Below are 24,080 nucleotides of genomic sequence, written 5' to 3'. Positions count from 1 at the left end.
CGGGCTCAGCCGGCGTACTCGTACCAGCCGCGGCCGGTCTTGCGGCCGTACCGGCCCTGCTCGTAGAGCTTCTCCACGGAGGGGTGCGGGAGGTCGTCGGGGTCCCCGCTCTGCTCGTGCTGGGCCAGCCGGATCAGGTAGGCCACGTCGATGCCGACCAGGTCCATGAGCTCGAACGGCCCCATGGGATGGCCCAGGGCCGTCCGCGCGGCCACGTCGATGTCCTCGAAGCTCGCCACGCCGTCGGCCTCGAGGCGCAGCGCCTCGTCCCGCAGGGCTCCGAGGAGGCGGTTGGCCACGAAGCCGGGGACCTCGTGGTGGAGCCGGACGGGCTGCTTGCCGAGCCGGCGGGCGAGCTCCGTGGTGGTCTCCGCGGTGGCGTCGGAGGTCTGCGGGTTGCGCACCACCTCGACGCAGGCCATGACCAGCGCCGGGTTGAAGAAGTGCATGTTGCACACCCGGTCCGGGCGGCCGGTCGCGTCCGTGAGCAGGGACGAGGGGATGGTCGAGGAGTTGGTCGCGAGGATCGCGTGCTCGGGGGCGGCCTCGTCCAGGTCCGCGAACAGCTGCCGCTTGATGTCGAGGCGCTCCACGGCGGCCTCGAGCACGAAGTCGGTGGTGCGGGCCGCCTCGAGGGAGTCGGTCGTGTACGCCATCCGGGCGAGGGCGGCGTCGACCTCCGCCCGGCTCCGGCTGCCCTTCTCGGCGAGCCGGCCGAGGCGGCGGCGCACCTCGTCCCGGGACCGCTCGAGGGCGGCGGGGTCGAGGTCGCTGGTGGTGACGGTGTAGCCGGCGAGGGCGAAGACCGCCCCGATCTGGGTGCCCATGGCACCGGATCCCACGACCAGGACGTCTCGGACGGCGTCGATGCTCGGCTGGGGGTTCATGTCTGCTCCTCGGAGGTTGTGGTGGGGCCCGTCGGCGGGGCCGCGGAGTTCGGGGCTGGGGCCGGTGGTCAGTCGTCGTCGCGGAAGCGGGCTGGGCGCTTCTCCAGGAAGGCGCTCGCGCCCTCGGCCTTCTCGTCGGAGGCGTAGAGCAGGGACTGGGCCAGCCGCTCGAGCAGCAGCCCGGTGCGCTGGTCCGTCTCGGCGCCGTTGCGCACCACGAGCTTGGCCAGCCGCACCGCCAGGGGGCCCTTGGCGAGGATCGAGTCCGCGGTGGCGAGCGCCGCGTCCATCAGCTCGTCCGCCGGGACCACGCTGGTCACCAGGCCGATGCGCAGGGCCTCCTCCGCGTCGATGATCCGGCCGGTGAGGATCATCTCCTGGGCCCGGCCGAGCCCGACGAGCCGGGACAGCCGCTGGGTGCCGCCGGCGCCGGGCAGGATGCCGAGGTTGGTCTCGGGCAGTCCGAACCGGGCGCCGGCGGCCGCCACGCGGATGTCGCAGGACATCGCCAGCTCGTTGCCCCCGCCCAGCGCGAAGCCGTTGACCGCGGCGATCGTGGGCAGCTCGAGGTCCTGGATCCGGTCCCAGAGGCGCTGCATCCGGGCCCGCAGGCCGTCCCGCAGCGTGTAGCCGACCAGCTGGGAGATGTCCGCCCCGGCCACGAAGGCCTTCTCCCCCGCGCCGGTGAAGACGACGGCGCCGGCGTCCTCGTGCCGCTCCAGCGCGTCGAGCGCCGCCTCGATCCCGTCCAGCACCCCGACGTTCAGGGCGTTGCGCACCTCGGGGCGGTTCACGGTGACGACGGCGACCCTGCCCCTGAGCTCGGCCGTGACGGTGCCGGTCCCGGTGTCGAGGGCGGTGCTCGTGCTGTTGCCGGGCGTGGTGGTGGTGTCCGTGGTGGTGTCGGTCATGGCGGGTCCTTCCGGTCAGACGGTGGCGGTGGCGGGCGCAGGGGCCGGGGCGGGAGCGGCGTCGTCGTCGTCCGTGGGTCCGGTCCGCACGGTGAGGAAGGTCAGCAGCACGCTCCCGGCCACGAGGACCAGGCCGGCGACGGCGCTGAGCGGCGTGGGCAGGAACAGCAGGAACCCGCCGACCGCGGCCGCGACCCGGAACAGGACGGGCATCCGGCGGTCGAAGCCGACCGTCCAGCCCTCGATGGCGGAGGCCAGGGCGTAGACGCCCACGATGCTCAGGGCGAAGGCCAGCAGGATCCGGCCGGGCGAGTCCTGGGCGACCAGCGCGGGGTTGAGGGCGAAGCCGAACGGGACGATGTACTTCACCGCGCCGAGCTTCATGGCCGCCACGCTGGTGGCCATGGCGGGAGCCTTGGCCAGGCCCGCCGCGGCGAAGGCGGCGAGACCCACCGGCGGGGTGATGTAGGAGACGGACGCCCAGTAGATGACGAACAGGTGCGCCGCGAGCGGGTTGACGCCCAGGTCGATGACCGCCGGGACCATGACGATCGCCAGGAACACGTAGGCCGCGGAGATCGTCATGCCCATGCCGAGGATGAAGCAGGTGACGGCGCCGGCGATGAGGATGAGGACCACGTTGTCGCCGACCAGCGAGACCAGCTCGCGGGCCAGGGACAGGCTCACGCCCGTGGCGGTGAGGCCGCCGACGATCAGGCCCACGCCGGCGATGATGCCGATGATGTTGCCCAGCGTCCGGCCGGACTCCACGAGGAAGTCGGCGAACTCCCGCAGCCCGAACTTCTGGCCCGGGCGCAGCACGGCCACGACCAGCAGCACCAGGATCACCCAGTACGGCACCTGGGTCTCGGAGTTCGTGAGGAACAGCAGCCCGGTCAGCAGGGCCAGGGCCAGGACGTAGGGCCAGCCCCGGACGAGCGTGGCGAGGGCCCGGGGCAGCTGGGCCACGGGCACGCCCTTGAGCCCCTTGCGGGCGGCGTAGCCGTCCACCTGCAGGTAGATGCCGAGGAAGTAGAGGACCGCGGGGATGGTCGCGGCCACCAGGATCTCCGTGTAGGGCACGCCCACGAAGGAGACCATGAGGAACGCCGCGGTGCCCATGATCGGCGGGGTGATGGACCCGCCGGAGGACGCCGTGGCCTCGATGCCGCCCGCGTAGGTGGGGCTGAACCCGGAGCGCTTCATGGCCGGGATGGTCATGGGCCCGGTGGTCAGGACGTTGGAGACGGCGCTGCCGCTCATCATGCCCATCGCGGCGCTGCTGGCCACGGACACCTTCGCCGCGCCGCCGCGGTACCGGCCGAAGATCGACATGGAGAGGTTGTGGAAGAAGTCCGCGCCGCCGGTGTGCTGCAGGGCCACCCCGAAGACCAGGAAGCCGATCAGGATGGTCGCCGCGGTCTGGATGGGCAGGCCCAGCACGCCCTCGGCGCCCATGATGTGCACCTGCGCCAGGGTCGGCAGGTCGTAGGTGACGCCCTGCAGGACGCCGATCGGCAGGTTCTCGGCGACCAGCGGGTACAGGGAGAAGAGCAGCGCGATGACCGTCACCGTCAGCCCGCCGGTGCGGCGCAGGGCCTCGAGCACCACGAGCCACAGCACGAACGCGGCGACCGTGGCGGTGGTGGGCGCCATGTACTCCCAGCCGAAGTCCTTGATCCGCGTTCCGTTGACCGCGAAGTAGCCGCACACGGCCGCCGCGACGACCATGAGCAGGACGTCGAACCACTGGACCCGGCGCTCGCGGACCGGGGCGGTGCTGCCGCCGGATCCGTGCTCCTGCTGGGCCTCCACCTGCTGGGCGAGCGGGATCTTGCGCAGGGGGTTGACGATGAACACGACCGGCAGGAACACCGCCAGGATGAGGTACAGGTAGGAGTTGGTCAGCAGGGACAGCCCGCCCACGTTCCAGAAGAAGACCTGGTTCATGGCCAGCAGCACGCCCAGGACGGTCAGCACGATCACCACCGTCCGCCAGAACGGTGTCACCCGGGTCTCAGTTCGCATCGTCGGTCTCCTCGCCGTCCAGCTCGTCGGTCTTCCAGTCCGTCCAGTTCTGCTCGAGCTCCTCCGCGGAGGAGGAGGACTCGACGACGCCGGGCCAGGCCTCGCGCATCCGCTCGCCGCGCTCGATCAGCTCGTCGTTCTTCCGCTCCAGCTCCTCGGTCCACACGCCGCGCTCCTCGAAGTAGCGGACGGTGCCCTCGTGGAAGGGGACCACCAGCGGCTCCTTGAGCACGGCGTCGAAGGCGAACTGCTTCGTGTCCGGGGTGGTGCCCTCGTAGTGCTCGTAGTTCTCGACCATCGACTTCACGAGGTGGTAGACCTCGTCCGCGTCGCGGGAGCCCATCGTGGTCAGCGGGATCGTGTACTCGAGGACGCGGGCGCTCTCGCCCTCGTCCATCCCGGCGGCGTTCGTGACCTCGCCGACCGACACCATGGGCATGAGCTCCTCCCAGGTCTCGTAGCGGGCCGGGTCCGGGTCGTCGAAGCCCAGCCACTTGACGTCCGTGGAGGACGCGAGCTCGTCGATGTTGGAGCCGACCACGTTCTGGTACAGGGCGTCGATCTGGCCCGCCTCGAGACCGGCGATCTGCTCGCCGTAGGAGATGGGGACCTTCTGGACGTCGTCCCCGGTCAGGCCGCCGTAGTTGAGGAAGCCCTCCATCTTGTTGTTGATGGACGTGTTGGCGGTCAGCTCGGGGAACCGCTTGCCCTCGAGGTCCGCGAAGGAGTCGATGCCGCTGTCCTCGCGCACCAGCAGGCCGTAATTGCCCAGCGGCGCCCACACCATGCGGATGTCCTGGGGGCCCCACTCCTCGCTGGCGTACTCGTAGTCGCCCTCGAAGGCGTAGTAGTACTCGTCCCCGGCCCGCGAGTAGTCCACGGTGCCGTTCACGAGGGGCGCCAGCCGGCCGATGCCGGTGTCGGCCGTCATCAGCCGCACCTGCACGCCCTCCTCGTTGGTGAGGGTGTTCGCGATGGCGGCGAGGTCGTTGTAGGTGCCGGTGCCCACGTTGTAGGTGGACCACACCAGTTGCTGCGGCAGGCCGTTGGGGCCCACCGGCTCGTCCCCCTCGGCGCTCGCGCAGCCGGTCAGACCCAGCACCGCGACGGCGCCCAGAGCGGCGAGCCGTGACTTCGTTGTCCTCATGATGACCTTTCGACGTGCGGTGGGGGCGCTCAGCGCCCGGAGAAGGAGGGGACCCGCTTCTCGAAGAACGACTGCTTGCCCTCCAGGAAGTCGGCGGTGCCGAAGAGCGCGGGCTGGTGGTCCCGCTCGAAGTCCAGGGCCTCGCCGAGAGAGCCGGAGGCCTCGCGGATCCCCCGCTTCACGGCGGCGACGGCGAGCGGGGCCCGGCCGGCGAGCTCCGCGGCGCGGGCGACCGCGGCGCCGAGCACGTCCGGGTCCGGCAGCACGTGGTCGGCCAGCCCCGCGTCCAGGGCGGTGGCGGCGTCCACCGGGGCGGCCTCCAGCAGGATCCGCCGGGCGCGGGCCGCACCCGTGCGCTGGACCAGGGAGTGCACCAGCCCGCCGTCCGGGGCCAGGCCCAGGCGGGTGAACGGGAACAGGAACCGGGCGCTCTCGCCGGCCACCACCACGTCGCAGCAGCACACCAGGCCGACGGCCACGCCGGCGGCGGGCCCGGTCACCGCGGCCACGACCGGCTTCTCCAGCTGCGCGAGCTCCTGCACGAGCCCGGCCACCTCGGCCATCCGGGCGGCGGACTCGACCGGACCGGCGGGCGGCATGGAGGCGAGGTCGCCGCCGCCGCTGAAGCAGCCTCCCGCGCCGGTGAGCACCAGGGCGCCGATCCCGGGGTCCGCGGCGAGCTCCGCCAGAGCGGCCCGCAGCCGGGTGCGCAGCTCGGGGCCGAGCACGTTGCGGCGTCGTTCGTCGTCGAGCGTCAGCACGGCCACGGCACCGGTGCGCTCGATGCGCACCCGGGGCGGGACGTCGACGGCACGGGGGGACGATCGGGTCACAGGAGTCCTCCGAGGGGTGGATGGATGTCGTGCAGATCACATTCCCACGACCCACTGTGAAACTTCAAATACCTAATGTGCAGTTCAGTGATACCTAAAGCTCAAATATGTGGCGAACGGTGTTGCCCAGGTCACGCATGCGTCATCCTCGTCAGAGGCATCCGCGCACCCCGATCCCCAGGAGGACCCATGAACGCCGCCGCGACCGACCTGCTCGACGTCGAAGCAGACCTCAGCGCCGAGGAGCTCGAGACCCGGGACACCGTCCGCGAGTTCGTGGACCGGCGGATCCGGCCGAACATCGCCGGGTGGTTCGCCGACGCCGTCTTCCCGCAGGAGATCGTCCCGGAGATGGCGCAGCTCGGACTGCTCGGCATGCACATCCAGGGCTACGGGTGCGCCGGGAAGTCCGCGGTGCAGTACGGCATCGCGATGCAGGAGCTCGAGGCCGGGGACTCCGGCCTGCGCACGTTCGTCTCCGTGCAGGGCTCGCTGGCGATGTCCGCGATCGCCAAGCACGGCTCCGAGGAGCAGAAGCAGCGCTGGCTGCCCGGCATGGCCGCCGGCGAGATCATCGGGTGCTTCGGCCTCACCGAGCCCACCGCCGGCTCGGACCCCTCGACCATGGCGACCACCGCGGTGCGCGAGGGCGGCGAGTGGGTCCTCAACGGCGCCAAGCGCTGGATCGGGCTCGCCTCGATCGCCCACGTGGCCGTGATCTGGGCCAAGGCCGTCGACGAGAGCGGGCAGGAGCGCGTCCGCGGCTTCCTCGTGCCCACGGACACCCCCGGGTTCACCGCCACGCCGATCGAGCCGAAGCTGTCCATGCGCGCCTCCATCCAGTGCGACATCGCCCTCGAGGACGTCCGGCTGCCCGCCGACGCGATCCTGCCCGACAACCCCGGTCTGCGAGGACCGTTCTCGTGCCTCAACGAGGCCCGCTACGGGATCGTCTGGGGCGCCCTGGGCGCGGCCCGCGACAGCTTCGACGCCGCACTGGCCTACTCGCAGCAGCGCATCCAGTTCGACAAGCCGCTCGCCGCCTACCAGCTCTCGCAGGCGAAGCTGGTGAACATGGCCCTGGAGATCCAGAAGGGGCAGCTGCTGGCGCTGCGCATCGGGCGGCTCAAGGACGAGGGCCGCCTGGAGAACCACATGATCTCGGTGGGCAAGCTCAACAACTGCCGGATCGCGATCGAGGTGTGCCGGGAGGCGCGCACGATGCTCGGCGGCAACGGGGTCACCCTCGAGCACTCGCCGCTGCGCCACGCCAACAATCTGGAGTCCGTGCGCACCTACGAGGGCACCGACGAGGTGCACACCCTCATCCTGGGCCAGCAGCTGACCGGGCACTCCGCCTTCCGCTGAGCACGCGCCTGCCGGGCGGGCTGATGAAGATCACACCGGGAGGCATGGGAGACCGGGGCGAACGCGCGTAGCATCGAAAGCTGTCCCTCCCCTTTCCTTCGGGCTCGACGACGTGCTCGTTCCCCGTCCCTGCGCCCTCCCCGGAAGGACCCGCCGTGTCCGCACCCCGCACCGCCCTGCTCCAGGTGGTCAACGCCCCCGGTCCCGCCGGCACCCGCCTCGCCATCTTCGCCCTGGCGATGGGCGGCTTCGGGGTCGGCACCACCGAGTTCGCCTCGATGGGCCTGCTGCCGTTCATCGCCGAGGACTTCGGCGCCTCGATCCCCGCCGTCGGCCAGTCCATCTCCCTCTACGCCCTGGGCGTGGTGGTCGGGGCGCCGCTCATCACGTCCCTCGCCGCCCGGGTGGAGCGCAAGACCCTGCTGCTGGCGCTGATGCTCACGTTCGTGGTGGGCAATGGGCTCTCCGCCGCCGCGCCCTCCCTCGAGTGGCTCTACGTGGCCCGGTTCCTCGCCGGCCTGCCCCACGGCGCCTACTTCGGGGTCGCCGCGGTGGTGGCCTCCTCCCTGGTGGCCCGCGAACGGCGCGGCACGGCCGTGGCCCGGGTGATGCTGGGGCTCACCATCGCGAACATCGTGGGCGTGCCCTTCGCCGCGGCCCTGGGCGGGGCCCTCGGCTGGCGCTCCGCCTATCTCCTGGTGGTGCTCCTGGGCGCCCTGACCATCGTCGCCCTGGCCCTGTGGGTGCCGCGCACCCGCAACGAGGGCATGGCCTCGGCCGCCCAGGAGATCCGCGCCCTGGCCCGGCCCCAGGTGGCCCTGACGCTGCTCGCCGGGGCGATCGGCTTCGGCGGCATGTTCGCGGTCTACACCTACATCTCCCCGACCCTGACCGAGCTCACCGGCCTCGACATCGGCACCGTGCCGTGGGTGCTGGCCGTGTTCGGCGTGGGCATGACCGTGGGCTCGCTGCTGGCCGGTCCGCTCATCGACCGCTCGATCGAGCGCACCGCCCTCGGCGCCGGCGCCGTGTCCGGCGTGGCCCTGGCGTTCTTCGCGCTGTTCGTCCACGTCCCCGTGGCTGCCGTCCTGGGCGCGCTGTGGATCGGCATCATGGGCTCGATCTTCACGACCTCGCTCCAGGTGCGCCTGCTGCGCGAGGCCAAGGACGCCCCGTCCCTGACCGCCGCGATGAACCACGCGGCGTTCAACCTGGCCAACGCCGTGGGCGCGTTCCTCGGCGGCGTGGTCATCTCCGCCGGCTGGGGCTACCGCTCCCCCGCCTGGGTGGGCGTCGGACTGGCCGCGGCCGGACTGCTCATCCTGGGCTACGCCGCACTGCGGCGCCGCCACGCCCCGGCCGAGACCCGGTAGCACCCGCCCTCCGGGCGGAGCGCTGGGCGCGGTCCGCACGGGCGCTGCTCGAGCCGCGTCGCCCAGCCCGGCGCTGCCCGGGCCGCACTGCCCTACCCGCGCGCTCCGCCCGGGTGCTGCTCGGGCCGCACTGCCCAGCCCGGCGCCGCCCGGCCGTGCGCCGCCCGGCCCGCGCGCTCAGCCCGGGCGCTGCTCGCGGGCGAGCACGCGCCGGCGGGTGGCGCGCACCAGGGCGGCCACCAGCCGCTCGAGGGGGCCCTGCCCCATGGCCTGGCGCCAGAGGAGGGCGAAGGCCATCGCCACGGCCACGTGGATCCAGAACCACAGCGGCTGGTCGTAGTGCACCTCGGCGGCCAGCGCGAGCAGGTGCGCCGAGTACACGGTGAGGGTCATCGCGCCCATCGCGCTCAGCGGCAGCAGCCAGGAGGCCCAGCGGCGGGCCAGCAGGAGGAACACGCCCAGGGCGGCCACCGCGGAGCCCAGGCCCAGCAGCAGGGCCGGCGGGGTGTTCGTGTACGGGCCGCCGACCGCCAGCCACCACCACGTGGTCGTCGGCAGCGTCGGGTCGGGGCCGAACACGATGACCTCGGTGACGAGCTCCTCGTCGACGCCGGGGGTGCGGGTCACGAGCTGGTCGAGGCCGCCGGCCCGGTCGACGAGCACCCAGGAGGCCAGCGAGGCCCCGGCGGCCAGCAGTGCCCCGCCCAGCACCAGTCCGGTCTGGACCCGGATCCCGGCGAGGTCGAGCCGGCCGATGGCCAGGCCGGTCAGCAGGTAGGCCAGGTACGGCAGGGCGGGGAAGGTCCCGGTCAGCAGCAGCCGGGCCGCGGTGGCCCCGGGGTCCCCGACGAGATCGAGGTAGTCCGGGTTGTAGCGCTCCACGACCGGCAGGACGTCCCGCAGCAGGTGCACCAGCGCGGGACCGGCCAGGGCGAAGACCCCCGCCCAGACGAACAGGGCGCGGGCGGGCAGGCGCAGGAACGGGATCGCCAGCAGGAAGAAGGCCCCGTAGTAGACGAGGATGTTGACGGCCGGGACCTCGTCGATCGTGCTCCCCGGCAGCACGTGGTTGATCGCCAGCCCCAGGCCCGCGATCAGCAGCGCGCGGACGGCCACCCCCTCCCGGTCGGCGGTCATCGCCCGGCCGGTGTGCGGTGTCCGGCCACCGGTGCTGAAGGCCAGGCCCACGCCCGCCAGGAGGGCGAACAGCGCCGCGGAGCGGCCGGCGAAGACGGTCCACTGCGCGGTGGGCTCGAAGGTCTCCGGGTCCCACGAGGGCAGGATGTGGATCGCGATCATCCCGATCAGGGCCAGGCCGCGGGCGGCGTCCACCCCGACGAGGCGGCGCTTGGCGGGTGCGGCGGCCGAGCTCGCGGTGGACCTCGCGGTGGAGCTCGTGGCCGAGCCCGTGGCCGGGTCGGCCGTCGCGCGGCCGGTGGAGGGCTCGTCCGCGGGCGGAGTGCTCGCCGGCCGCGCGGGGACCGGCGCCCACGGCACGGTCCTCGGCGGGCGGCCCCGGGAATCGGTCATGGCAGCGGCCCCCTCAGCGCGGCAGGACGGCGGACCCCCTGCCCGCCGGACCGGTCGGAGGACCGGTGCACACCCCACCTTTGCTGGCGCACATGTGGTGGGCTTTTCGGAATGCTGTGCTTCTGCTGTGACGCGGGCCACGCGACCGGTCCGGCGGGCGACGGGCCGCAGGACCTCCCGAGGTCTACACGGCCTCGGGGCGCCTCGACGACCGGAGTGCGCCGAGGACGGCGCGCACCCGGCGCGGCGCCGCAGCGGGAGCGGTGACCGGGGCCGCGACCGGGGCCGACGACGACGGCACCCCGACGGGGCGCTGGGCCGCCGTGTGCCGGTAGGCCATGGCCCGCAGCTCCACCACCGGGTACTCGAGGCTGCGCCGGGCGGACTCGCTGGGGCGGGTGGTGGCGAAGGCGGTGGCCGCGTCCTGCAGAGACCGCGCGGCGATGAACGGGGCGGCCGCTTCGACGTGGGGCCGCACCGCGTGGCGGTAGACGGCGCGGTCGGACTCGGCGCAGTCCTCCCACCGGGGTGCTCCGGGGTGGGCGGCCCGCTCGTACTGGGCGCGGGCGGCGGCCTCGACGGCGTCGGTGATGGTGATGGTGCGCATGTCCGCTCCTGGGTGTCCGGTGGGTGGCTGGCTCGAGTGGTTCCACTGTCCATCCGGAGTCTGTGCCGGAGCTGTGCCGACCGCCCCGGCCTGTCTGAGAATCCCGGCGGCACGGCACAGGCTGCGCACAGCTTCCACAGGACGTGCGCCTAATCTGGTGCGCAACAGTGGCAGTGTCACGTCCGCCCGGCACCGGGAGCTCCCATGTCCTACTCCTCCAGCTTCTCCGTCCTCACCGAGGTCCTGCCTCGCCTGACCCACCCTGACGGCTCGCCGATCCGGGTGCTGGTGGTGGACGACGAGCCGGCGCTGGCCGATCTCGTGGCCATGGGCACGGGCATGTGCGGGTGGGACGCCCGGATCTCCCACGAGGGGTTCGACGCCGTCCAGCAGGCGCGGGACTTCGCCCCCGACGTGCTGGTCCTGGACCGGATGCTGCCCGGCCTGGACGGGCTGGAGGTCCTGGCCCGGATCCGCCAGTCCTATCCCGAGGTGCCGGTGCTGTTCCTCACGGCCAAGGACACGGTCCAGGACCGGATCGAGGGGCTCGCCTCCGGCGGGGACGACTACGTGACCAAGCCGTTCTCGATCGAGGAGGTGCTCATCCGGCTGCACCGGCTCGTGCAGCGCTCCGGGGTCGCCGCGCAGGACAGCGCCACCCTGGTGGTCGGGGACCTGGTGCTCAACATCGACAGCCGCGAGGTCACCCGCGCCGGGGAGCCGGTCGAGCTGACCACCACGCAGTTCGAGCTGCTGCGCTACCTGATGGAGAACCCGCGCCGGGTCCTGTCCAAGGCCCAGATCCTGGACAACGTGTGGCACTACGACTTCTCGGGCCAGGCCAACATCGTGGAGCTCTACATCTCCTACCTCCGCAAGCGGATCGACGCCGGCCGCGCCCCCATGATCCACACCGTGCGCGGCGCCGGGTACGTCATCAAGCCCGCGTCCTGATGCCGCACGGCCCGCTCCCCGCGCGCCGCCTGCGCCTGGCCACCCGGCTCATCGCCGGCGTGCTCGTCCTCCTGGCGGTGGTCCTCCTCGTGCTGGGCGCCACGATCGTGGAGCTCACCCGCCAGGACCTCGTCGAGCGGCTCGACGGATCGCTGCGCCAGGCCACCGGGCGGGCGCTGACCTTCACCCGGGGGGACCCCGCCCCGGAGCGGGACCCCCTCGACGCCCCCGGCCAGCCGGTGGGCGTCCTGGTGGCCGTGCTGCGGGAGGACGAGGTGGTCACGGCGTCCTACCGCACCGAGTCCGGGGAGCCCGCGCCGCTGCCCGAGGAGGACGTCGCGGCCCTGCGGGAGGCGGGCGCCTTCGCGGCCGAGAGCCCGGACGAGCGCGGCTTCGGGGACCCCCGGCGCTCCACGGGCACGGAGCAGGGGCGGCTCTCCGACGTGGACCTGTCCGTGGGCGAGTACCGGGTCGAGTCGGTCGCCCGGGACGGGCGCAGCGGCAGCCAGGTGCTGGTGACCGGGCTGCCCACCGCGTCGGTCGACGACACCGTGGCGGAGCTCGTCACCACCATGACCGCGGGCAGCATGCTCGCGCTGGTGACCACGGCGGTGGCCGGGACCGTCGTCGTGCGCCGTGCCCTGCGGCCGCTGGAACAGGTCTCGGCGGCGGCGTCCCGCGTCGCCCGCCTGCCGCTGGCCTCGGGCGAGGTCTCCCTGGCCGACCAGCACGTCCCCGCCGGGCTGGCTCGCCCCGGCACGGAGGTCGGGGAGGTGGGCCGCGCCCTGAACTCCCTGCTCGAGAACGTGGACTCGGCCCTGGCCGCGCGCCAGCACTCCGAGACCCGGCTGCGCGATTTCGTGGCGGACGCCTCCCACGAGCTGCGCACCCCCCTGGCGGCCGTGCGCGGCTACACCGACATGCTGCAGCTCACCGAGCCGCTGACCGGCACCGGCCGCGCCTCGCTGGCCCGGGTGGAGCAGCAGACGCTGCGGATGACCGCCCTGGTCGAGGACCTGCTGCTGCTCGCCCGCCTGGACGAGGGCCGCCCCCCGGAGCTGCGGGACGCCGACCTCGGCGAGCTCGTGCTCGAGGCCCTCACCGACGCCTCGGCCGCGGGCCCCGACCACGACTGGGCCCTGGACGTGCCGGCGGAGCCGGTGCCCGTGCGGGCGGACGTCGCCCAGCTCCACCAGGTGCTGGCCAACCTGCTCTCCAACGCCCGCAAGCACACCCCGCCCGGCACCGCGGTGACCGCCGCCGTGCGGGCCACCCGGGACGGCTGGGCGGAGGCCTCCGTGCTCGACGCCGGCCCGGGCATCCCGCGGGAGTTCCAGGCCAGGCTCTTCGAGCGCTTCAGCCGCCTGGACACCTCCCGGCAGACCCGGGAGGGCAGCACCGGCCTGGGCCTGTCCATCGTCCGCTCGGTGGTGCAGGCGCACGGCGGCACGGTGGACGTGGAGTCCCGCCCGGGCCGCACGCTCTTCACCGTCCGGCTCCCGCTGGGCACCGGCGCAGCGGTGCCCGCCGCGCCCCGGTGACCGACGGCCGCGGGCGCCTCAGCTCCGACGACGACGGCGTCGTCGGCGGCCGAGCCAGCCCGCCGGGCCGCCGTGGACGAGCAGGTGCCGGGTGTGGGGGTCCAGGAGCATCAGGTAGGCGGTGAACAGCAGGGCGGTGACGAACGCGATCGTCGAGGCGTCGACCGTCAGCTCGATGAAGGGCCACACGGAGAGCTGGTCCTGGGCGCCGAAGATCACGAAGAAGGTGATCACGATGTACAGGGAGCGGATCTGCCAGTTGTCCCTGATGCCGGTCGCGGCGAGGAAGGGGAGGAACCACAGGATGTACCAGGGCTGGATGATCGGGGAGAGCAGCACCACGGCGGCGAACGCCAGGCCGAGCCGGCGGACCACCTGGTGGTCGTCGCCGCGGAACATCAGGAGCAGGACCAGGCCGATGGCGGCGTACTGCAGGACATCGCGCAGCACGGAGGCCATGGCCGTGCCCGGCAGGCCCACCGCGTTCGCGAGGTCGCGGACCTGCTGGCCCAGGAAGCCGGAGGGCGAGTACCCGGTGTACCCCGGCGTGGGGTCGACCAGCGCCCAGACCCACCCGGTGCCCAGCTGGTAGGGGAGCCCGCTCAGCAGCAGCACCCCGAAGCTGATCGCCGCCGTGGCCGCCCACAGGGCGAACTTCCGCCGCCAGGACGCTCTCGGCCCCGCCCACAGGAGGCCGATGAACGGCAACAGGAGGATGGTGATCGGCTTGATCCCGATCGAGGCGGTCACCAGGAGGACCCCGGTCACCGGGCGGCCCGTGGCCGCGAAGTACGTTCCCGCCACGGCCAGTCCGAGCATCAGCGCGTCGTTGTGCGCGCTGGCCACGAAGCTGATGAGGAACAGCGGGTTGGCCACCGCGATCCACAGCGCACGGGCCGGGTCGACCCCGTGCAGCCGCGCGAGCCTGGGCACGTACACGACGCAGAGGAGGACACCCGCGCAGGCCAGGATCCGGAAGAGCAGGACGGAGAGATCCGGCTGCGCGCCCGTGAGGGCCACGACCGCGCGCGCCAGCCACAGGAAGTACGGCCCGTAGGGCGTCCGGGCCTCGGCCCAGGTCGGGTCCGTGCCCAGCATGAACCAGTTCTCCAGGGCGGAGATGCCGGTCGTGTACGGGTTCTGCCCGGCCAGCATCAGACGGCCCTGGCCGACGTAGGCGTACACGTCCCGGGAGAAGATGGGCACGGCGAAGAACAGCGGCAGCGACCAGGCGCACACGGCCAGCACCACGGAGCGCTGGGCGCCCGCCGGCCCGCCCTGGAGCCGCTGCCCGAGCCGGAGCCAGGAGCGCACCAGCAGCATGGCGCCGACGGTCAGCAGCACGGTGCAGGCGTAGACGCCCCATCCCTCGACCCGCAGCGCGATGACGAGGGGGTGGCGGACCATGGGCGAGCCGTTGGCGATCCACCCGGTGCCGACCGAGCCGACGAGCATCATCAGGGAGCCGACGAACCCCTGCAGGACGGCGACGTGCGCGCGCGGGTCCGGGTGGGCGCCGGGCGTGTCCTGGCGGAAGGGGACGGTGCTGACGGCCCGGCCCCCGCGGCTCCGCGGCCCCTCCGGATGCGAACCCCCTGCCGTCATGACGTGCGCTGATCCCCTATGTGTGTCGCTGCCGGGCGGACAGGTGTGCTGAGCGCTCTCCAGGAGCGTGTTCCAGCCATGATGCCACCTCATCGCCCCGGCGTCCCGGGACGCCGCCGCGCCCTCCGGCCCGGGGTCGCTGCGCACGGATCATGACGCCCGGTTCCGGGCGGTCCGCGCCCGGCCACGTAGCATGGTGGGGCAGCGGCCCTGTGGTCCTGCGACCCCACCCCCTTGACGAGGATTGACCCATGTCCACGGACACGACCTTCAGCATGCTCACCCGGTTCCGGAACCGCCTCGCGACCCCGCGGTGGCACGCCTGGTCGAGATCCCCGCGCGGACTGCTCGCCGGCTTCGTCCTGGTGCACCTCGTGTTCCTGGGATTCGCCCTGTCCCTGTCCCTGTCCGGCGCCGCCTTCAGCGACACCTACATCTACCGCGCGTGGGCCGAGGCCGGCTTCGACGAGCAGAACCTGAACGGGGAGCCCACCCCCTGGGTCTATCCGGTGCTGGCGCTGGTGCCCGTCGCGCTGGCCGGCGCGGCCGGCCCGGGGCCGTTCTTCTTCCTGTGGGTCCTGATGATCACCGTGCTCAACGGCTGGGCCGTGGGGAAGCTGACGGACTGGGGACGCGCCCGGCACGCCGTCCCCGCCGCGTGGTGGTGGCTGGGCTTCGTCTTCCTCATGGGGTGGCTGGGCTTCGCCCGCGTCGACGGGCTCACGGCCCCCCTGGTGCTCGTCGCCCTGGTCTACGGCGTGGCGCACCCGGTGGCCGCCTCGGTCCTGCTCAGTGTCGCCACCTGGATGAAGGTCTGGCCGGCGGCGGTCGTGCTCGCCCTCGTCACCGTGGTGCGCCGGCGGGTGGCGGTCGTCGTCGCGGGCCTGCTGGTCAGCGCGGCCGCGGCCGGGGTCGCCGCCGCCATGGGTGCGCTGCCGAGGCTCTTCGACTTCCTCACCCAGCAGGGGGACCGGGGCATGCAGCTGGAGGCCACGTTCACCACCCCGTGGCTGTGGTCGTCCGTGCTGGGGGTGGGCGGGTCCCGGATGTACATGAACACGGAGATCAACTCCATGCAGGTCGACGGCCCCGGCACGGCCACGATGGCCGTGCTCATGCAGCCGCTGCTGCTGGTGGCCGCCGCCGCGGTGACCCTCCTGATCGCCCGGGGCCTGCGCAACGGCGAGCGGTCCGGCGAGACCGACCGGACCGAGCTGCTGCTGGCGGGGTCGCTGACCATGGTCACCGCCTTCATCGTGTTCAACAAGGTCGGCTCCCCGCAGTTCATGGTGTGGCTGGCGCCGGCCGTGGCCGTGGGGCTGACCCACCACTGGAAGGCGTGGCGGGTGCCGGCGGTCATGCTGATCGCCATCGCCGTGGCCACGTTCCTCGTCTACCCGATGTTCTACTACGAGCTGAGTCACAACGACCCGTGGATGGCCCTCGTGCTGACCCTGCGCAACGCCCTGCTGGTGGTGCTCCTGTGGTGGTCGGTGCGCCGCCTGTACCAGCTGGGCTCCCGGCGCCCCGCCAGCGCGCCCGCTACGGCACCCGCCCCCGCCGCGCCGGCGCCCGCCGCGAAGGAGGCCTGAGATCTCCGCCCCCTTCTTCGACCGGCTGACCCGCGTCCGCGACGCCGTCCTGCCCGCCCGCGCCGTGGCCTGGTTCGCCCGCCCGGCCGGCGTGTGGTGGGGCTTCGCCGTCGTCCACCTGTACTTCCTGGGCTGGATGATGTCCTTCGTCATCCACGGCGATGCCTTCAGCGACACCGAGCAGTACCGCCAGTGGGCCATGGCCGGGTACGACCCGGCCGATGCCGGGGACGGGATCAGCCCGTGGGTGTACCCGGTGCTGGCGCAGATCCCGATCCACCTGGCGGGGATCGCCGGCCACGGCCCCTACCTGCTGGTCTGGACGCTGATCGTCACCGTGCTCAACGCCGTCGCCCTGGTCTGCCTCACGCGGGGCCGGCGGGCCCGGCAGGGCATCGCCCCGGCCTGGTGGTGGCTGTTCTTCACCGTGTTCCTGGGCTACCTGAGCTTCGCCCGGGTGGAGGGCATCGCGGCCCCGATCGTGCTGATCGGACTCCTGTACGCGTCCGAGCGGCCCGTGCTCGGCTCCGTGCTCCTGAGCGTCGCCACGTGGATCAAGGTGTGGCCGGCCGCCGTCCTGCTCGCCCTGTTCATCGCCTGCCGGCAGCGCGTCCAGGTGGTGGCCACCGGGGTGGGGGTCACCGCCGTGGTGGTGCTGGGCACGTACCTGACGGGCGGCCTGCCGCACATCGCGGACTTCCTGGTCAACCAGGGGAAGCGCGGCATGCAGCTGGAGGCCACCTTCTCCACCCCGTGGGTGTGGGCGAGCGTCTTCGACGTGGCCGGATCGCGGATGGCCGACAACGTGGCCATCAACTCCACCGAGGTCTACGGGCCCGGCACCGAGATCGTCGCGTTCCTGATGCAGCCGCTGCTCGTGCTCGCCGTCCTCGCAGGAGCCGTCCTGCTGGTCCGTGCACTGAAGCGCGGGGCCGAGCGGGAGGAGCTCTTCTACGAGGGGGCGCTGATGATGACCGCGGTCTTCATCGTGTTCAACAAGGTGGGGTCCCCGCAGTTCATGATCTGGCTCGCCCCCGTCGTCGTGGCCGGGCTGGTGCACGACTGGCAGCGGTGGCGGACGCCGGCGGCGCTGCTGATGGGCATCGCGGTCACCACGTTCGTGATCTATCCGCTGTTCTACACCCCGCTCATCCACGCGCACCCGGCGATGGCGGCCGTGCTGACCACCCGCAACGTGCTGCTCGTCGTCCTGCTGTGCTGGTCCGTGCAGCGCGTGGCCCGGCTGCAGCAGGTCCCCGCCCGGCCCGCGGAGCTGGCCACCACCTGAGCCCGCGGCCCGTCTCCGCGGCCGGACGACGACGTCACCGGCCCGCCGCCGCGCGGGGACCGGCGCCCAGGGCCAGACCGCGGGCGGCGCCGGCGGCCCGGGCCAGGAGCCGCTCCAGCGGGCCCCGGCCGAAGGCGCGCTGCCAGGCCGCCGCGAACAGCGCCGCGACCGCCACGTGGATGAGGAACCACAGGAGCGGAACCTCGTAGTGGAGCATGGCGGCCAGGGCCAGCAGGTGCGCCGAGTAGAGCGTCAGGGTCATCGACCCCATCGCGCTCAGCGGCAGCAGCCAGCCACCGGCCCGCCGGGCCACGAGGAGGAGAAGACCCAGCACGGCGGCGCCGGAGCCGAGGTCCTGGAGGATCGCCACCGGGGTGTTGGTGTGCGGGCCGGGGATCAGCAGCCACCACCAGGAGGTGTCGGGCAGGACCGGGTCCGGCCCCCAGACGATGATCTCGTCGATCAGGTCCTCGCTCAGCCACGGGGTGGAGCTCATGAGCTGGTCGTAGCCCCCGGCCTGGAGGACCAGCACCCAGTACACCAGCCACGCCCCCACGGCCAGGGCGAGCCCCGCCACCAGCAGCCGGCCCTGGACGCGCACGGCCCGCAGGTTCAGCCGGCCGATGGCCATCCCGGCGAGCAGGTAGGCCAGGTACGGGACCGCGGGATAGGTGCCGGTGAACAGCACCTGGGCCAGGACGGTCCCCGGCTCGGCGAGCACGTCGGCGAAGGTCGGGTTGTACACCTCCAGCGCGGGCAGCGCTCCCCGGAGCGCCTGCATCAGCACCGGCCCCACCACGGCGGCCGCGGCGGCGAGACCGAACAGCGTCCGCGCCGGCAGGTGCAGGAAGGGGATCGCGAGCAGGAAGAACATGCCGTAGTAGACGAGGATGTCGTAGGCGGGCGGGTCCGCCGGCATGACCTGGTTGATCAGCAGCCCCAGCCCGGTGATCAGCACGGCCCGGACGAGCAGCCCCACGCGGTCCGCGGTCATCGTCCGGCCCCGGTGCGGGGTGCGCCCGCCGGAGGAGAAGGCCAGGCCCACCCCGGCCAGGAGCGCGAAGAGGGCCGCGGCGCGGCCCGCGAACAGCTCCCACTGCAGCGTGGGCCCGTAGGTCTCGGGGTTCCAGGCGGGCAGGATGTGGATCGACATCATCCCGACCAGGGCGAGGCCCCGGGCGGCGTCGACCCCCACGAGCCGGCGCCTGCGGACCAGCGGCAGGACCGGGTCCTCATCTGCTGACCGTGCACCGGGTGCAGGGTGGTGGACGTTGACCATGGCGGCGGGTTCCTTCTGTCGGACGTGCCGACGAGCTCCCGCCCGCCGGCCCGGACCTCTCGGTCCTTCTCGTCCTCCAGCTGACCAGCCGGGATTGTGCCGCCGTTGTGGCGTCCCTGTGCCGGGGCTGTCGAAGTGGTCCCGGCCCCGGCTACCGCCGCACGGTCTTCTCCAGCCCGCTGACCAGCAGCACCGCGCACGTGGACCAGATCGCCCCGGCCGGGCCGAGCGGCGCGGCCACCAGGCCGGCCAGCAGGGGCATGGCGACCTGCCCCGCCCGGTTGCCGACCAGCCGCACGGCGAGCGCCGAGCCCCGCCACGAGGTGGGCACGGCGGTGGAGACCAGGGTCATGGTGATCGGCTGGCCCAGGCCCAGGCAGAAGCCGCCCACGAACAGGAGCACCGCGGCGAGCCACGGCACCGTGATGACGGCCGGCGGGACGGCCAGGGTGATGCCGGCGCCGTAGAGGCTGACCAGCAGCAGCGCCCGGCGGGACATCCGGTGCGCGAGCCACGGCAGCAGGACGCGCGAGACGATCGAGGCGCCGCCGCGCACGGCCAGCAGGACGCCGATCCACGCCGGGGAGACCCCGGCCCGCTCCCCCACCAGCGGCAGGAAGGCCGTGAGGATGTCGAGCATCGCGAGCAGGGCCAGGGACGCCAGCATGTGGGACGGGATGCCGGGGACCTTGAGGATCCGCAGCATCGATGCCCGCGGCGCCGTTCCCGGGACCACCTCGAGCTCACCGGTGGCGGGAGCCGCCTGCTCCGCGGCAGCGGCGTCGTCGTTCCGGGCGGGCGCCCCGGCGGCCCCGGACGCCGGCCGGTGCAGGAGCATGACGGGCACCACGAGGACCGAGAGCCCTGCCCCGATCCACAGGGACAGGGTGATGTCGGCGACCCGCTCGGGCGAGGCGACGTCGCTGCCCGTGCCCAGGAGCACCCCGACCAGCAGCGGGCCCACCAGCTGCCCGGCGGAGAAGGCGGCGGTGAACCAGCCGAAGCCCTTGTCCAGCTGGTCCGGCGGGGAGAAGCGGGCGACCGCCGACTGCCCGGCGATGGTGAACACCAGGTGCCCCATGCCCAGCAGGGCGCTCGCCACGGCGACGAGCGCCACGCTGGGCGCCAGGGCCAGCGCCCCCGCGCCGAGGGCCAGGACCAGGGCGCCGACGACCACCATGGTCCGCAGGTCCCGCACCCGGTCGGTCATCCGGCCCAGCCACATGGCCGTGACGAGCGGGACCACGGCGTAGGCGGCCGTGACCAGGCCGACCGTCACGGAGTCGGCGTCCAGGGACAGCAGCTTGTAGGTGGTGACCGGGCGCACCAGGTTCAGGGCGGTCTGCGTGAGCAGGGCCCCGGCCACGAGGAACCACAGCCATGCTCCGGACCGGGCCCTCGGAGCGGTCGAGGCCATGCCTCAGGAGCGCCGGGGCTTGACCGCGATCACCGGGGCGTTGGCCTCGAGGAGCACCTGCTGGGCGGCGCTGCCGAGCAGCAGCTTGCCCACGGGGCTGCGGTGCTTCACGCCGATCACCACGGCGGAGGCGTTGACCTGCTCCGCGGCGTCGAGGAGCTCGCCCACGGCGTCGCGGTTGCGGGTGTCGGGGGTGCGGAAGGTGACGGGCACGCCGTTCAGCTCGCTCCCCTCGGGGTCGAGCTGGGCGCCCTCGAGGTTGAAGACCAGCAGGTCCTCCTGGCGGCGTCCGGCCTCCTCGACCGCGGCCGCGAGCGCGGCCTCGCCCTCGGGGGTGCTGGTTCGGGCAACGACGACGGTCATGGGAGCCTCCGCGGTGGGGTGGGGAAATCGGGTGGTGGGAAAGGGGCGTACAAAACGAGGTCCACCCTACGGCCGAACGTGTGAGGGACGTCTCTTCCGGCGTGAGCAGAATGCGCAGAACCAGCACAACGATCAGTACGCACGAAAGATGGATCAACGGCCGGCGCGTGACCCGGGTCACTTATCGTCGTCGGGAGAGGCTCGGACCGAGCCATGCACCCGCACCCTCCGACCCAGGAAAGTGGATCCCCGTGAGTTCACCACCAGATCAGGCCCAGCAGGGCACGCGACGCCGGCACCCGGTCGCCATGACGGTCTACGGCGTCGTCGCCGCCGCCGTGATCGGCCTGGCCTCGTTCACCTCGATCCAGGCCGCGAGCGGCGGGTCGGACCTGCGCGCGAACATGACCCTGATCGCCCCGGCCGGCGCCGGCGGCGGCTGGGACACGTTCGTGCGCGAGCAGCAGCAGGCAATGCGCACCAACAACATCGTCAACAACGCCCAGGTGGTCAACATCCCGGGCGCGGGCGGAACGATCGGCCTGGGCCAGCTCACCACCATGGAGGGCCAGGCGAGCACCATCATGTCCACCGGAACGGTCATGCTGGGCGGCGTCGCGCTCAACGACTCCCCGGTGGGTCTCGACGACGTCCGGCCGATCGCCCGCATGGCGGAGGAGTACGACGCGCTCGTGGTGCCGGCCGATTCGCCGTACGACACCCTCGACGAGCTGATCGCCGACTGGAAGAAGGACCCGAAGGCCTTCCCGTTCACGGGCGGCTCCGCAGGGTCGATCGACCACCTCATCATCGCGGACCTGGCCCTGCAGGCCGGGATCGACCCCGCGGACCTCACCTACATCCCCAAGACCTCCGGCGGCGAGGCGATCCAGACGATCTCCTCCGGCACCGCCAAGGCGGCCACCTCGGGCTTCACCGAGTTCGCCGACCAGGTCGAGGCCGGGCGCCTGAAGATCCTCGGGATCGCCGCGCCCGAGCGGCTCGAGGGCTTCGACGCCCCAACCTTCAAGGAGCAGGGCTACGACGTCGAGCTGACGAACTGGCGCGGCATGGTGGCGCCTCCCGGCATCACCGACGAGGAGTTCGCCGAGCTGGAGGCGATCATCGCGGAGACCGTGGAGACCCCGGAGTGGCGCGAGGCCCTCGAGCGCAACCAGTGGCAGGACGTCTACCTGACCGGGCCGGAGTTCGAGAATTTCATCGCGGAAGACCGGGCCGAGATCGAGGCCCTCATCGAGGAGTTGGACCTGTGAGCACATCGTTTCCCACGACCCCGTCCGCCGAGGTCGCGGACGACGGCCACGGCGGCGTCCCCGCCGGCCGTGACGTGCCGCCTCGCGGAGGACGGATGCACGGGCGCAGCGGGCTGGTCGTGCCGCTGCTCCTGGCAGCCTTCAGCACGTACCTGCTGATCGGCATCCTCACCATGGAGGTGCCCGAGGGCACCGACTTCCCGGGCCCCAAGTTCTTCCCCGGCATCCTCATGGTGGCGGGCTATCTCCTGGCCGCCCTGCTGGTGCTGCACTACCTGCGCTCCCCCGAGCACCCCGAGGAGCTCTCGGAGAGCACGTACCGGACGCACTCGGACTGGTCCGCGGTGATCTGGTCCGTGGCCGGGTTCCTGGTCTTCGCCCTGACCATCGAGTTCCTCGGCTGGATCCTGGCCGCCGCCGTGCTGTTCTGGGCCGTGGCCCACGGCATCGGCAGCCGCCGGCCCCTGTTCGACATCTCGCTCGCCCTGGTCCTGTCCAGTGCGATCTACCTGGCATTCTCCGTCGGCCTGGGCCTGAACCTCCCGTCCGGCATCCTGGGAGGCGGTTTCTGATCATGGAAGCACTCGAACTGCTCGCCGGCGGCTTCGCCGGGGCACTGACCCCCATGAACCTGCTGTGGGTGCTCATCGGCTGCCTCCTGGGCACCGCCGTGGGCGTGCTCCCGGGCCTGGGCTCCTCCATGGCGGTGGCACTGCTGCTGCCCATGACCTTCGCGCTGGACCCCACCGCGGCCTTCATCATGTTCGCCGGCGTCTACTTCGGCGGCATGTTCGGCGACTCCACCATGGCCATCCTGATGAACACCCCGGGGCAGGCGTCTGCGATCGCTTCCACCTTCGAGGGCCACAAGATGGCCAAGGACGGCCGGGCCCCGCAGGCGCTGGCCACCGCGGCGATCGGCGCCTTCATCGGCGGCATGGTCGCGGCCTGCCTGGTCGTCTTCCTCGCCCCGGCGCTGGCGGACTTCTCCGCGAACTTCGGACCGGCCGAATTCTTCGCCCTGGCGATCTTCGCCTTCATCGCCACCTCCTCGGTGGTCTCCGACTCCGCGGTCAAGGGCCTGGCTGCCCTGGTCCTGGGCCTGGGCTTCGCGACCGTGGGCATCGACTCCATCTCCGGCACCGAGCGCTTCAGCTTCGGGGTCCCGCAGATGTTCGACGGCATCTCCCTGGTCACCGTCACCGTGGCCATCCTGGCCCTCGGCGAGGTGTTCTTCGTGGCCTCCCGGATCCGCCGCGACCCCGCCTCGATGCAGATCTCCGCGGGAGGCCGCCCGTTCCTGTCCCGCGCCGAGCTCAAGGAGGCCGCCCCGGCCTGGGCCCGCGGCACCGCCATCGGCCTGCCCTTCGGTGTCATCCCCGCCGGCGGCGCGGAGATCCCCACCTTCATCTCCTACGACGTCGAGCGCCGCCTCGACCGCCGCCGCCCGAACCCCATGTTCGGCCGGGGCGCCATTCGCGGTCTGGCCGCACCCGAGGCCGCCGGCAACGCCACCACAGGCACCGCGATGGGCGCGCTGCTGGCCCTGGGCCTGCCGGTCTCGGCGACCGCGGCGATCATGCTCGCGGCCTTCCAGCAGTACGGTCTCCAGCCGGGCCCGCTGCTGTTCGACCGCGCGCCGGAGCTGGTGTGGGCGCTGCTGGCCAGCTTCTTCATCGCGATGATCGTGCTGCTGATCATCAACCTGCCGTTCGCCCAGTACTGGGCCAAGCTGCTGCTGATCCCCAAGCCCTACCTCTACGCCGGGATCACGGTGTTCTGCGGTCTCGGCGTCTACGCGACCTCCGGGTCGGTGTTCGACCTGCTGCTGCTGCTGGGCATCGCCCTGGTCGGCTTCACGATGCGCCGCCACGGCGTGCCCCTGGCTCCCCTGATGATCGGCATGGTGCTGGGCCCGCTGGCCGAGACCAGCATGCGCGACGCCCTGCTCTCCTCCAACGGCGACTACTCGGTCTTCGTGACCGGTCCCATCCCGCTGGTGATCTACAGCCTGCTCCTCATCGTGCTGGCGCTGACCGTCCGGTCCAAGATCGTCAACCGCGCCCGCCGGGACGTGTAGCCC

At 72.6% G+C, this 24,080-nt stretch carries 20 protein-coding genes; 9 read left to right on the top strand and 11 right to left on the bottom strand.

Going from position 1 to position 24,080, the window contains the following annotated elements:
• Positions 1–5 precede the first annotated feature (5 nt).
• The 5 genes from E7Z53_RS03225 to E7Z53_RS03205 all read right to left on the bottom strand — a co-directional run bounded on the left by E7Z53_RS03225 (position 6) and on the right by E7Z53_RS03205 (position 5,806).
• A complete protein-coding gene (locus tag E7Z53_RS03225; protein ID WP_052132755.1) occupies positions 6–887 on the bottom strand; it encodes a 3-hydroxyacyl-CoA dehydrogenase family protein in 882 nt (293 codons plus the stop codon).
• A gap of 68 nt (positions 888–955) precedes the next feature.
• Positions 956–1,798 carry an enoyl-CoA hydratase/isomerase family protein gene (locus E7Z53_RS03220; RefSeq protein WP_176337140.1) on the bottom strand — a complete coding sequence of 281 codons (843 nt, stop codon included), beginning with the start codon at positions 1,796–1,798 and terminating at the stop codon, positions 956–958.
• Between the two features lie 15 nt (positions 1,799–1,813).
• Positions 1,814–3,826: a TRAP transporter permease gene (locus tag E7Z53_RS03215; protein ID WP_217905340.1), complete on the bottom strand. Its 2,013-nt coding sequence runs from the start codon at positions 3,824–3,826 to the stop codon at positions 1,814–1,816.
• Entirely contained in the window at positions 3,816–4,973 is a 1,158-nt protein-coding gene (locus tag E7Z53_RS03210; RefSeq protein ID WP_176337139.1) for a TAXI family TRAP transporter solute-binding subunit, read from the bottom strand. Before E7Z53_RS03210 ends, E7Z53_RS03215 begins: the two co-directional genes overlap by 11 nt.
• Positions 4,974–5,002: 29 nt before the next feature.
• Entirely contained in the window at positions 5,003–5,806 is an 804-nt protein-coding gene (locus tag E7Z53_RS03205; protein ID WP_095650652.1) for an enoyl-CoA hydratase/isomerase family protein, read from the bottom strand.
• 189 nt (positions 5,807–5,995) lie between these two features.
• Here E7Z53_RS03205 and E7Z53_RS03200 point away from each other — a divergent pair, with 189 nt between their 5' ends.
• Together E7Z53_RS03200 and E7Z53_RS03195 are read left to right on the top strand one after the other, a co-directional pair.
• A complete protein-coding gene (locus E7Z53_RS03200) occupies positions 5,996–7,174 on the top strand; it encodes an acyl-CoA dehydrogenase family protein (protein WP_017831811.1) in 1,179 nt (392 codons plus the stop codon).
• A gap of 155 nt (positions 7,175–7,329) precedes the next feature.
• Positions 7,330–8,547 carry an MFS transporter gene (locus E7Z53_RS03195; protein ID WP_017831810.1) on the top strand — a complete coding sequence of 406 codons (1,218 nt, stop codon included), beginning with the start codon at positions 7,330–7,332 and terminating at the stop codon, positions 8,545–8,547.
• A 177-nt stretch (positions 8,548–8,724) separates the two neighbouring features.
• Here the strand turns inward: E7Z53_RS03195 and E7Z53_RS03190 are convergent, their stop codons facing one another.
• Positions 8,725–10,077, bottom strand: a complete 1,353-nt coding sequence (locus E7Z53_RS03190) for a heparan-alpha-glucosaminide N-acetyltransferase domain-containing protein (RefSeq protein ID WP_217905339.1) — start codon at positions 10,075–10,077, stop codon at positions 8,725–8,727.
• Between the two features lie 184 nt (positions 10,078–10,261).
• Positions 10,262–10,684 carry a hypothetical protein gene (locus tag E7Z53_RS03185; protein WP_095649963.1) on the bottom strand — a complete coding sequence of 141 codons (423 nt, stop codon included), beginning with the start codon at positions 10,682–10,684 and terminating at the stop codon, positions 10,262–10,264.
• Positions 10,685–10,888: 204 nt separating this feature from the next.
• Here E7Z53_RS03185 and E7Z53_RS03180 point away from each other — a divergent pair, with 204 nt between their 5' ends.
• Positions 10,889–11,638 (top strand): response regulator transcription factor, encoded by a 750-nt coding sequence (locus tag E7Z53_RS03180; RefSeq protein WP_095649964.1) that lies wholly within the window; start codon positions 10,889–10,891, stop codon positions 11,636–11,638.
• Positions 11,638–13,179, top strand: coding sequence for a sensor histidine kinase (locus E7Z53_RS03175; RefSeq protein ID WP_176337138.1), 1,542 nt, complete (start codon positions 11,638–11,640; stop codon positions 13,177–13,179). Before E7Z53_RS03180 ends, E7Z53_RS03175 begins: the two co-directional genes overlap by 1 nt.
• 18 nt (positions 13,180–13,197) lie before the next feature.
• Here the strand turns inward: E7Z53_RS03175 and mptB are convergent, their stop codons facing one another.
• The gene (mptB, locus tag E7Z53_RS03170; RefSeq protein ID WP_109222137.1) at positions 13,198–14,784 is read right to left on the bottom strand and encodes a polyprenol phosphomannose-dependent alpha 1,6 mannosyltransferase MptB; all 1,587 of its coding nucleotides are present in this window, start codon (positions 14,782–14,784) and stop codon (positions 13,198–13,200) included.
• Positions 14,785–15,035: 251 nt separating this feature from the next.
• Here mptB and E7Z53_RS03165 point away from each other — a divergent pair, with 251 nt between their 5' ends.
• Both E7Z53_RS03165 and E7Z53_RS03160 read left to right on the top strand, forming a co-directional pair.
• Positions 15,036–16,376: a glycosyltransferase 87 family protein gene (locus tag E7Z53_RS03165; RefSeq protein ID WP_095649967.1), complete on the top strand. Its 1,341-nt coding sequence runs from the start codon at positions 15,036–15,038 to the stop codon at positions 16,374–16,376.
• 64 nt (positions 16,377–16,440) lie between these two features.
• The gene (locus tag E7Z53_RS03160; RefSeq protein WP_176337137.1) at positions 16,441–17,664 is read left to right on the top strand and encodes a glycosyltransferase 87 family protein; all 1,224 of its coding nucleotides are present in this window, start codon (positions 16,441–16,443) and stop codon (positions 17,662–17,664) included.
• A 34-nt stretch (positions 17,665–17,698) separates the two neighbouring features.
• Here E7Z53_RS03160 and E7Z53_RS03155 read toward each other — a convergent pair whose 3' ends face one another.
• The 3 genes from E7Z53_RS03155 to E7Z53_RS03145 form a co-directional block, all read right to left on the bottom strand.
• Positions 17,699–18,943 (bottom strand): heparan-alpha-glucosaminide N-acetyltransferase domain-containing protein, encoded by a 1,245-nt coding sequence (locus E7Z53_RS03155; RefSeq protein WP_109269036.1) that lies wholly within the window; start codon positions 18,941–18,943, stop codon positions 17,699–17,701.
• Positions 18,944–19,094: 151 nt separating this feature from the next.
• Entirely contained in the window at positions 19,095–20,360 is a 1,266-nt protein-coding gene (locus E7Z53_RS03150; RefSeq protein WP_176337136.1) for an MFS transporter, read from the bottom strand.
• A gap of 3 nt (positions 20,361–20,363) precedes the next feature.
• A complete protein-coding gene (locus E7Z53_RS03145; RefSeq protein ID WP_017831800.1) occupies positions 20,364–20,723 on the bottom strand; it encodes a universal stress protein in 360 nt (119 codons plus the stop codon).
• A 251-nt stretch (positions 20,724–20,974) separates the two neighbouring features.
• On the opposite strand from E7Z53_RS03145, the gene E7Z53_RS03140 reads away from it, so the two are divergent.
• From E7Z53_RS03140 to E7Z53_RS03130, 3 genes are read left to right on the top strand one after another with little or no spacing between them, the layout of a single operon-like run.
• Positions 20,975–21,997, top strand: coding sequence for a tripartite tricarboxylate transporter substrate binding protein (locus tag E7Z53_RS03140; protein ID WP_241482815.1), 1,023 nt, complete (start codon positions 20,975–20,977; stop codon positions 21,995–21,997).
• Positions 21,994–22,569 carry a tripartite tricarboxylate transporter TctB family protein gene (locus E7Z53_RS03135; protein WP_313960170.1) on the top strand — a complete coding sequence of 192 codons (576 nt, stop codon included), beginning with the start codon at positions 21,994–21,996 and terminating at the stop codon, positions 22,567–22,569. Before E7Z53_RS03140 ends, E7Z53_RS03135 begins: the two co-directional genes overlap by 4 nt.
• A 2-nt stretch (positions 22,570–22,571) precedes the next feature.
• The gene (locus tag E7Z53_RS03130; RefSeq protein ID WP_176337135.1) at positions 22,572–24,077 is read left to right on the top strand and encodes a tripartite tricarboxylate transporter permease; all 1,506 of its coding nucleotides are present in this window, start codon (positions 22,572–22,574) and stop codon (positions 24,075–24,077) included.
• Positions 24,078–24,080: the final 3 nt, after the last annotated feature.

This window comes from Kocuria salina (assembly GCF_013368965.1).
GTDB classification, from domain to species: domain Bacteria; phylum Actinomycetota; class Actinomycetes; order Actinomycetales; family Micrococcaceae; genus Kocuria; species Kocuria rosea.
The sequence above is the reverse complement of the archived record's forward strand: the minus strand, read 5'-3'. Positions and strand labels throughout refer to the sequence as shown.

Excerpts from the sequence above, each read along its gene's own strand:
- E7Z53_RS03165 (WP_095649967.1), top strand. The coding sequence starts at position 15,036 with ATGTCCACGGACACGACCTTCAGCATGCTCACCCGGTTCCGGAACCGC.
- E7Z53_RS03210 (WP_176337139.1), bottom strand. The coding sequence starts at position 4,973 with ATGAGGACAACGAAGTCACGGCTCGCCGCTCTGGGCGCCGTCGCGGTG.
- E7Z53_RS03145 (WP_017831800.1), bottom strand. The coding sequence starts at position 20,723 with ATGACCGTCGTCGTTGCCCGAACCAGCACCCCCGAGGGCGAGGCCGCG.
- E7Z53_RS03200 (WP_017831811.1), top strand. The coding sequence starts at position 5,996 with ATGAACGCCGCCGCGACCGACCTGCTCGACGTCGAAGCAGACCTCAGC.
- E7Z53_RS03150 (WP_176337136.1), bottom strand. The coding sequence starts at position 20,360 with ATGGCCTCGACCGCTCCGAGGGCCCGGTCCGGAGCATGGCTGTGGTTC.
- E7Z53_RS03225 (WP_052132755.1), bottom strand. The coding sequence starts at position 887 with ATGAACCCCCAGCCGAGCATCGACGCCGTCCGAGACGTCCTGGTCGTG.
- E7Z53_RS03220 (WP_176337140.1), bottom strand. The coding sequence starts at position 1,798 with ATGACCGACACCACCACGGACACCACCACCACGCCCGGCAACAGCACG.
- E7Z53_RS03175 (WP_176337138.1), top strand. The coding sequence starts at position 11,638 with ATGCCGCACGGCCCGCTCCCCGCGCGCCGCCTGCGCCTGGCCACCCGG.
- mptB (WP_109222137.1), bottom strand. The coding sequence starts at position 14,784 with ATGACGGCAGGGGGTTCGCATCCGGAGGGGCCGCGGAGCCGCGGGGGC.
- E7Z53_RS03185 (WP_095649963.1), bottom strand. The coding sequence starts at position 10,684 with ATGCGCACCATCACCATCACCGACGCCGTCGAGGCCGCCGCCCGCGCC.
- E7Z53_RS03155 (WP_109269036.1), bottom strand. The coding sequence starts at position 18,943 with ATGGTCAACGTCCACCACCCTGCACCCGGTGCACGGTCAGCAGATGAG.
- E7Z53_RS03180 (WP_095649964.1), top strand. The coding sequence starts at position 10,889 with ATGTCCTACTCCTCCAGCTTCTCCGTCCTCACCGAGGTCCTGCCTCGC.
- E7Z53_RS03130 (WP_176337135.1), top strand. The coding sequence starts at position 22,572 with ATGGAAGCACTCGAACTGCTCGCCGGCGGCTTCGCCGGGGCACTGACC.
- E7Z53_RS03215 (WP_217905340.1), bottom strand. The coding sequence starts at position 3,826 with ATGCGAACTGAGACCCGGGTGACACCGTTCTGGCGGACGGTGGTGATC.
- E7Z53_RS03190 (WP_217905339.1), bottom strand. The coding sequence starts at position 10,077 with ATGACCGATTCCCGGGGCCGCCCGCCGAGGACCGTGCCGTGGGCGCCG.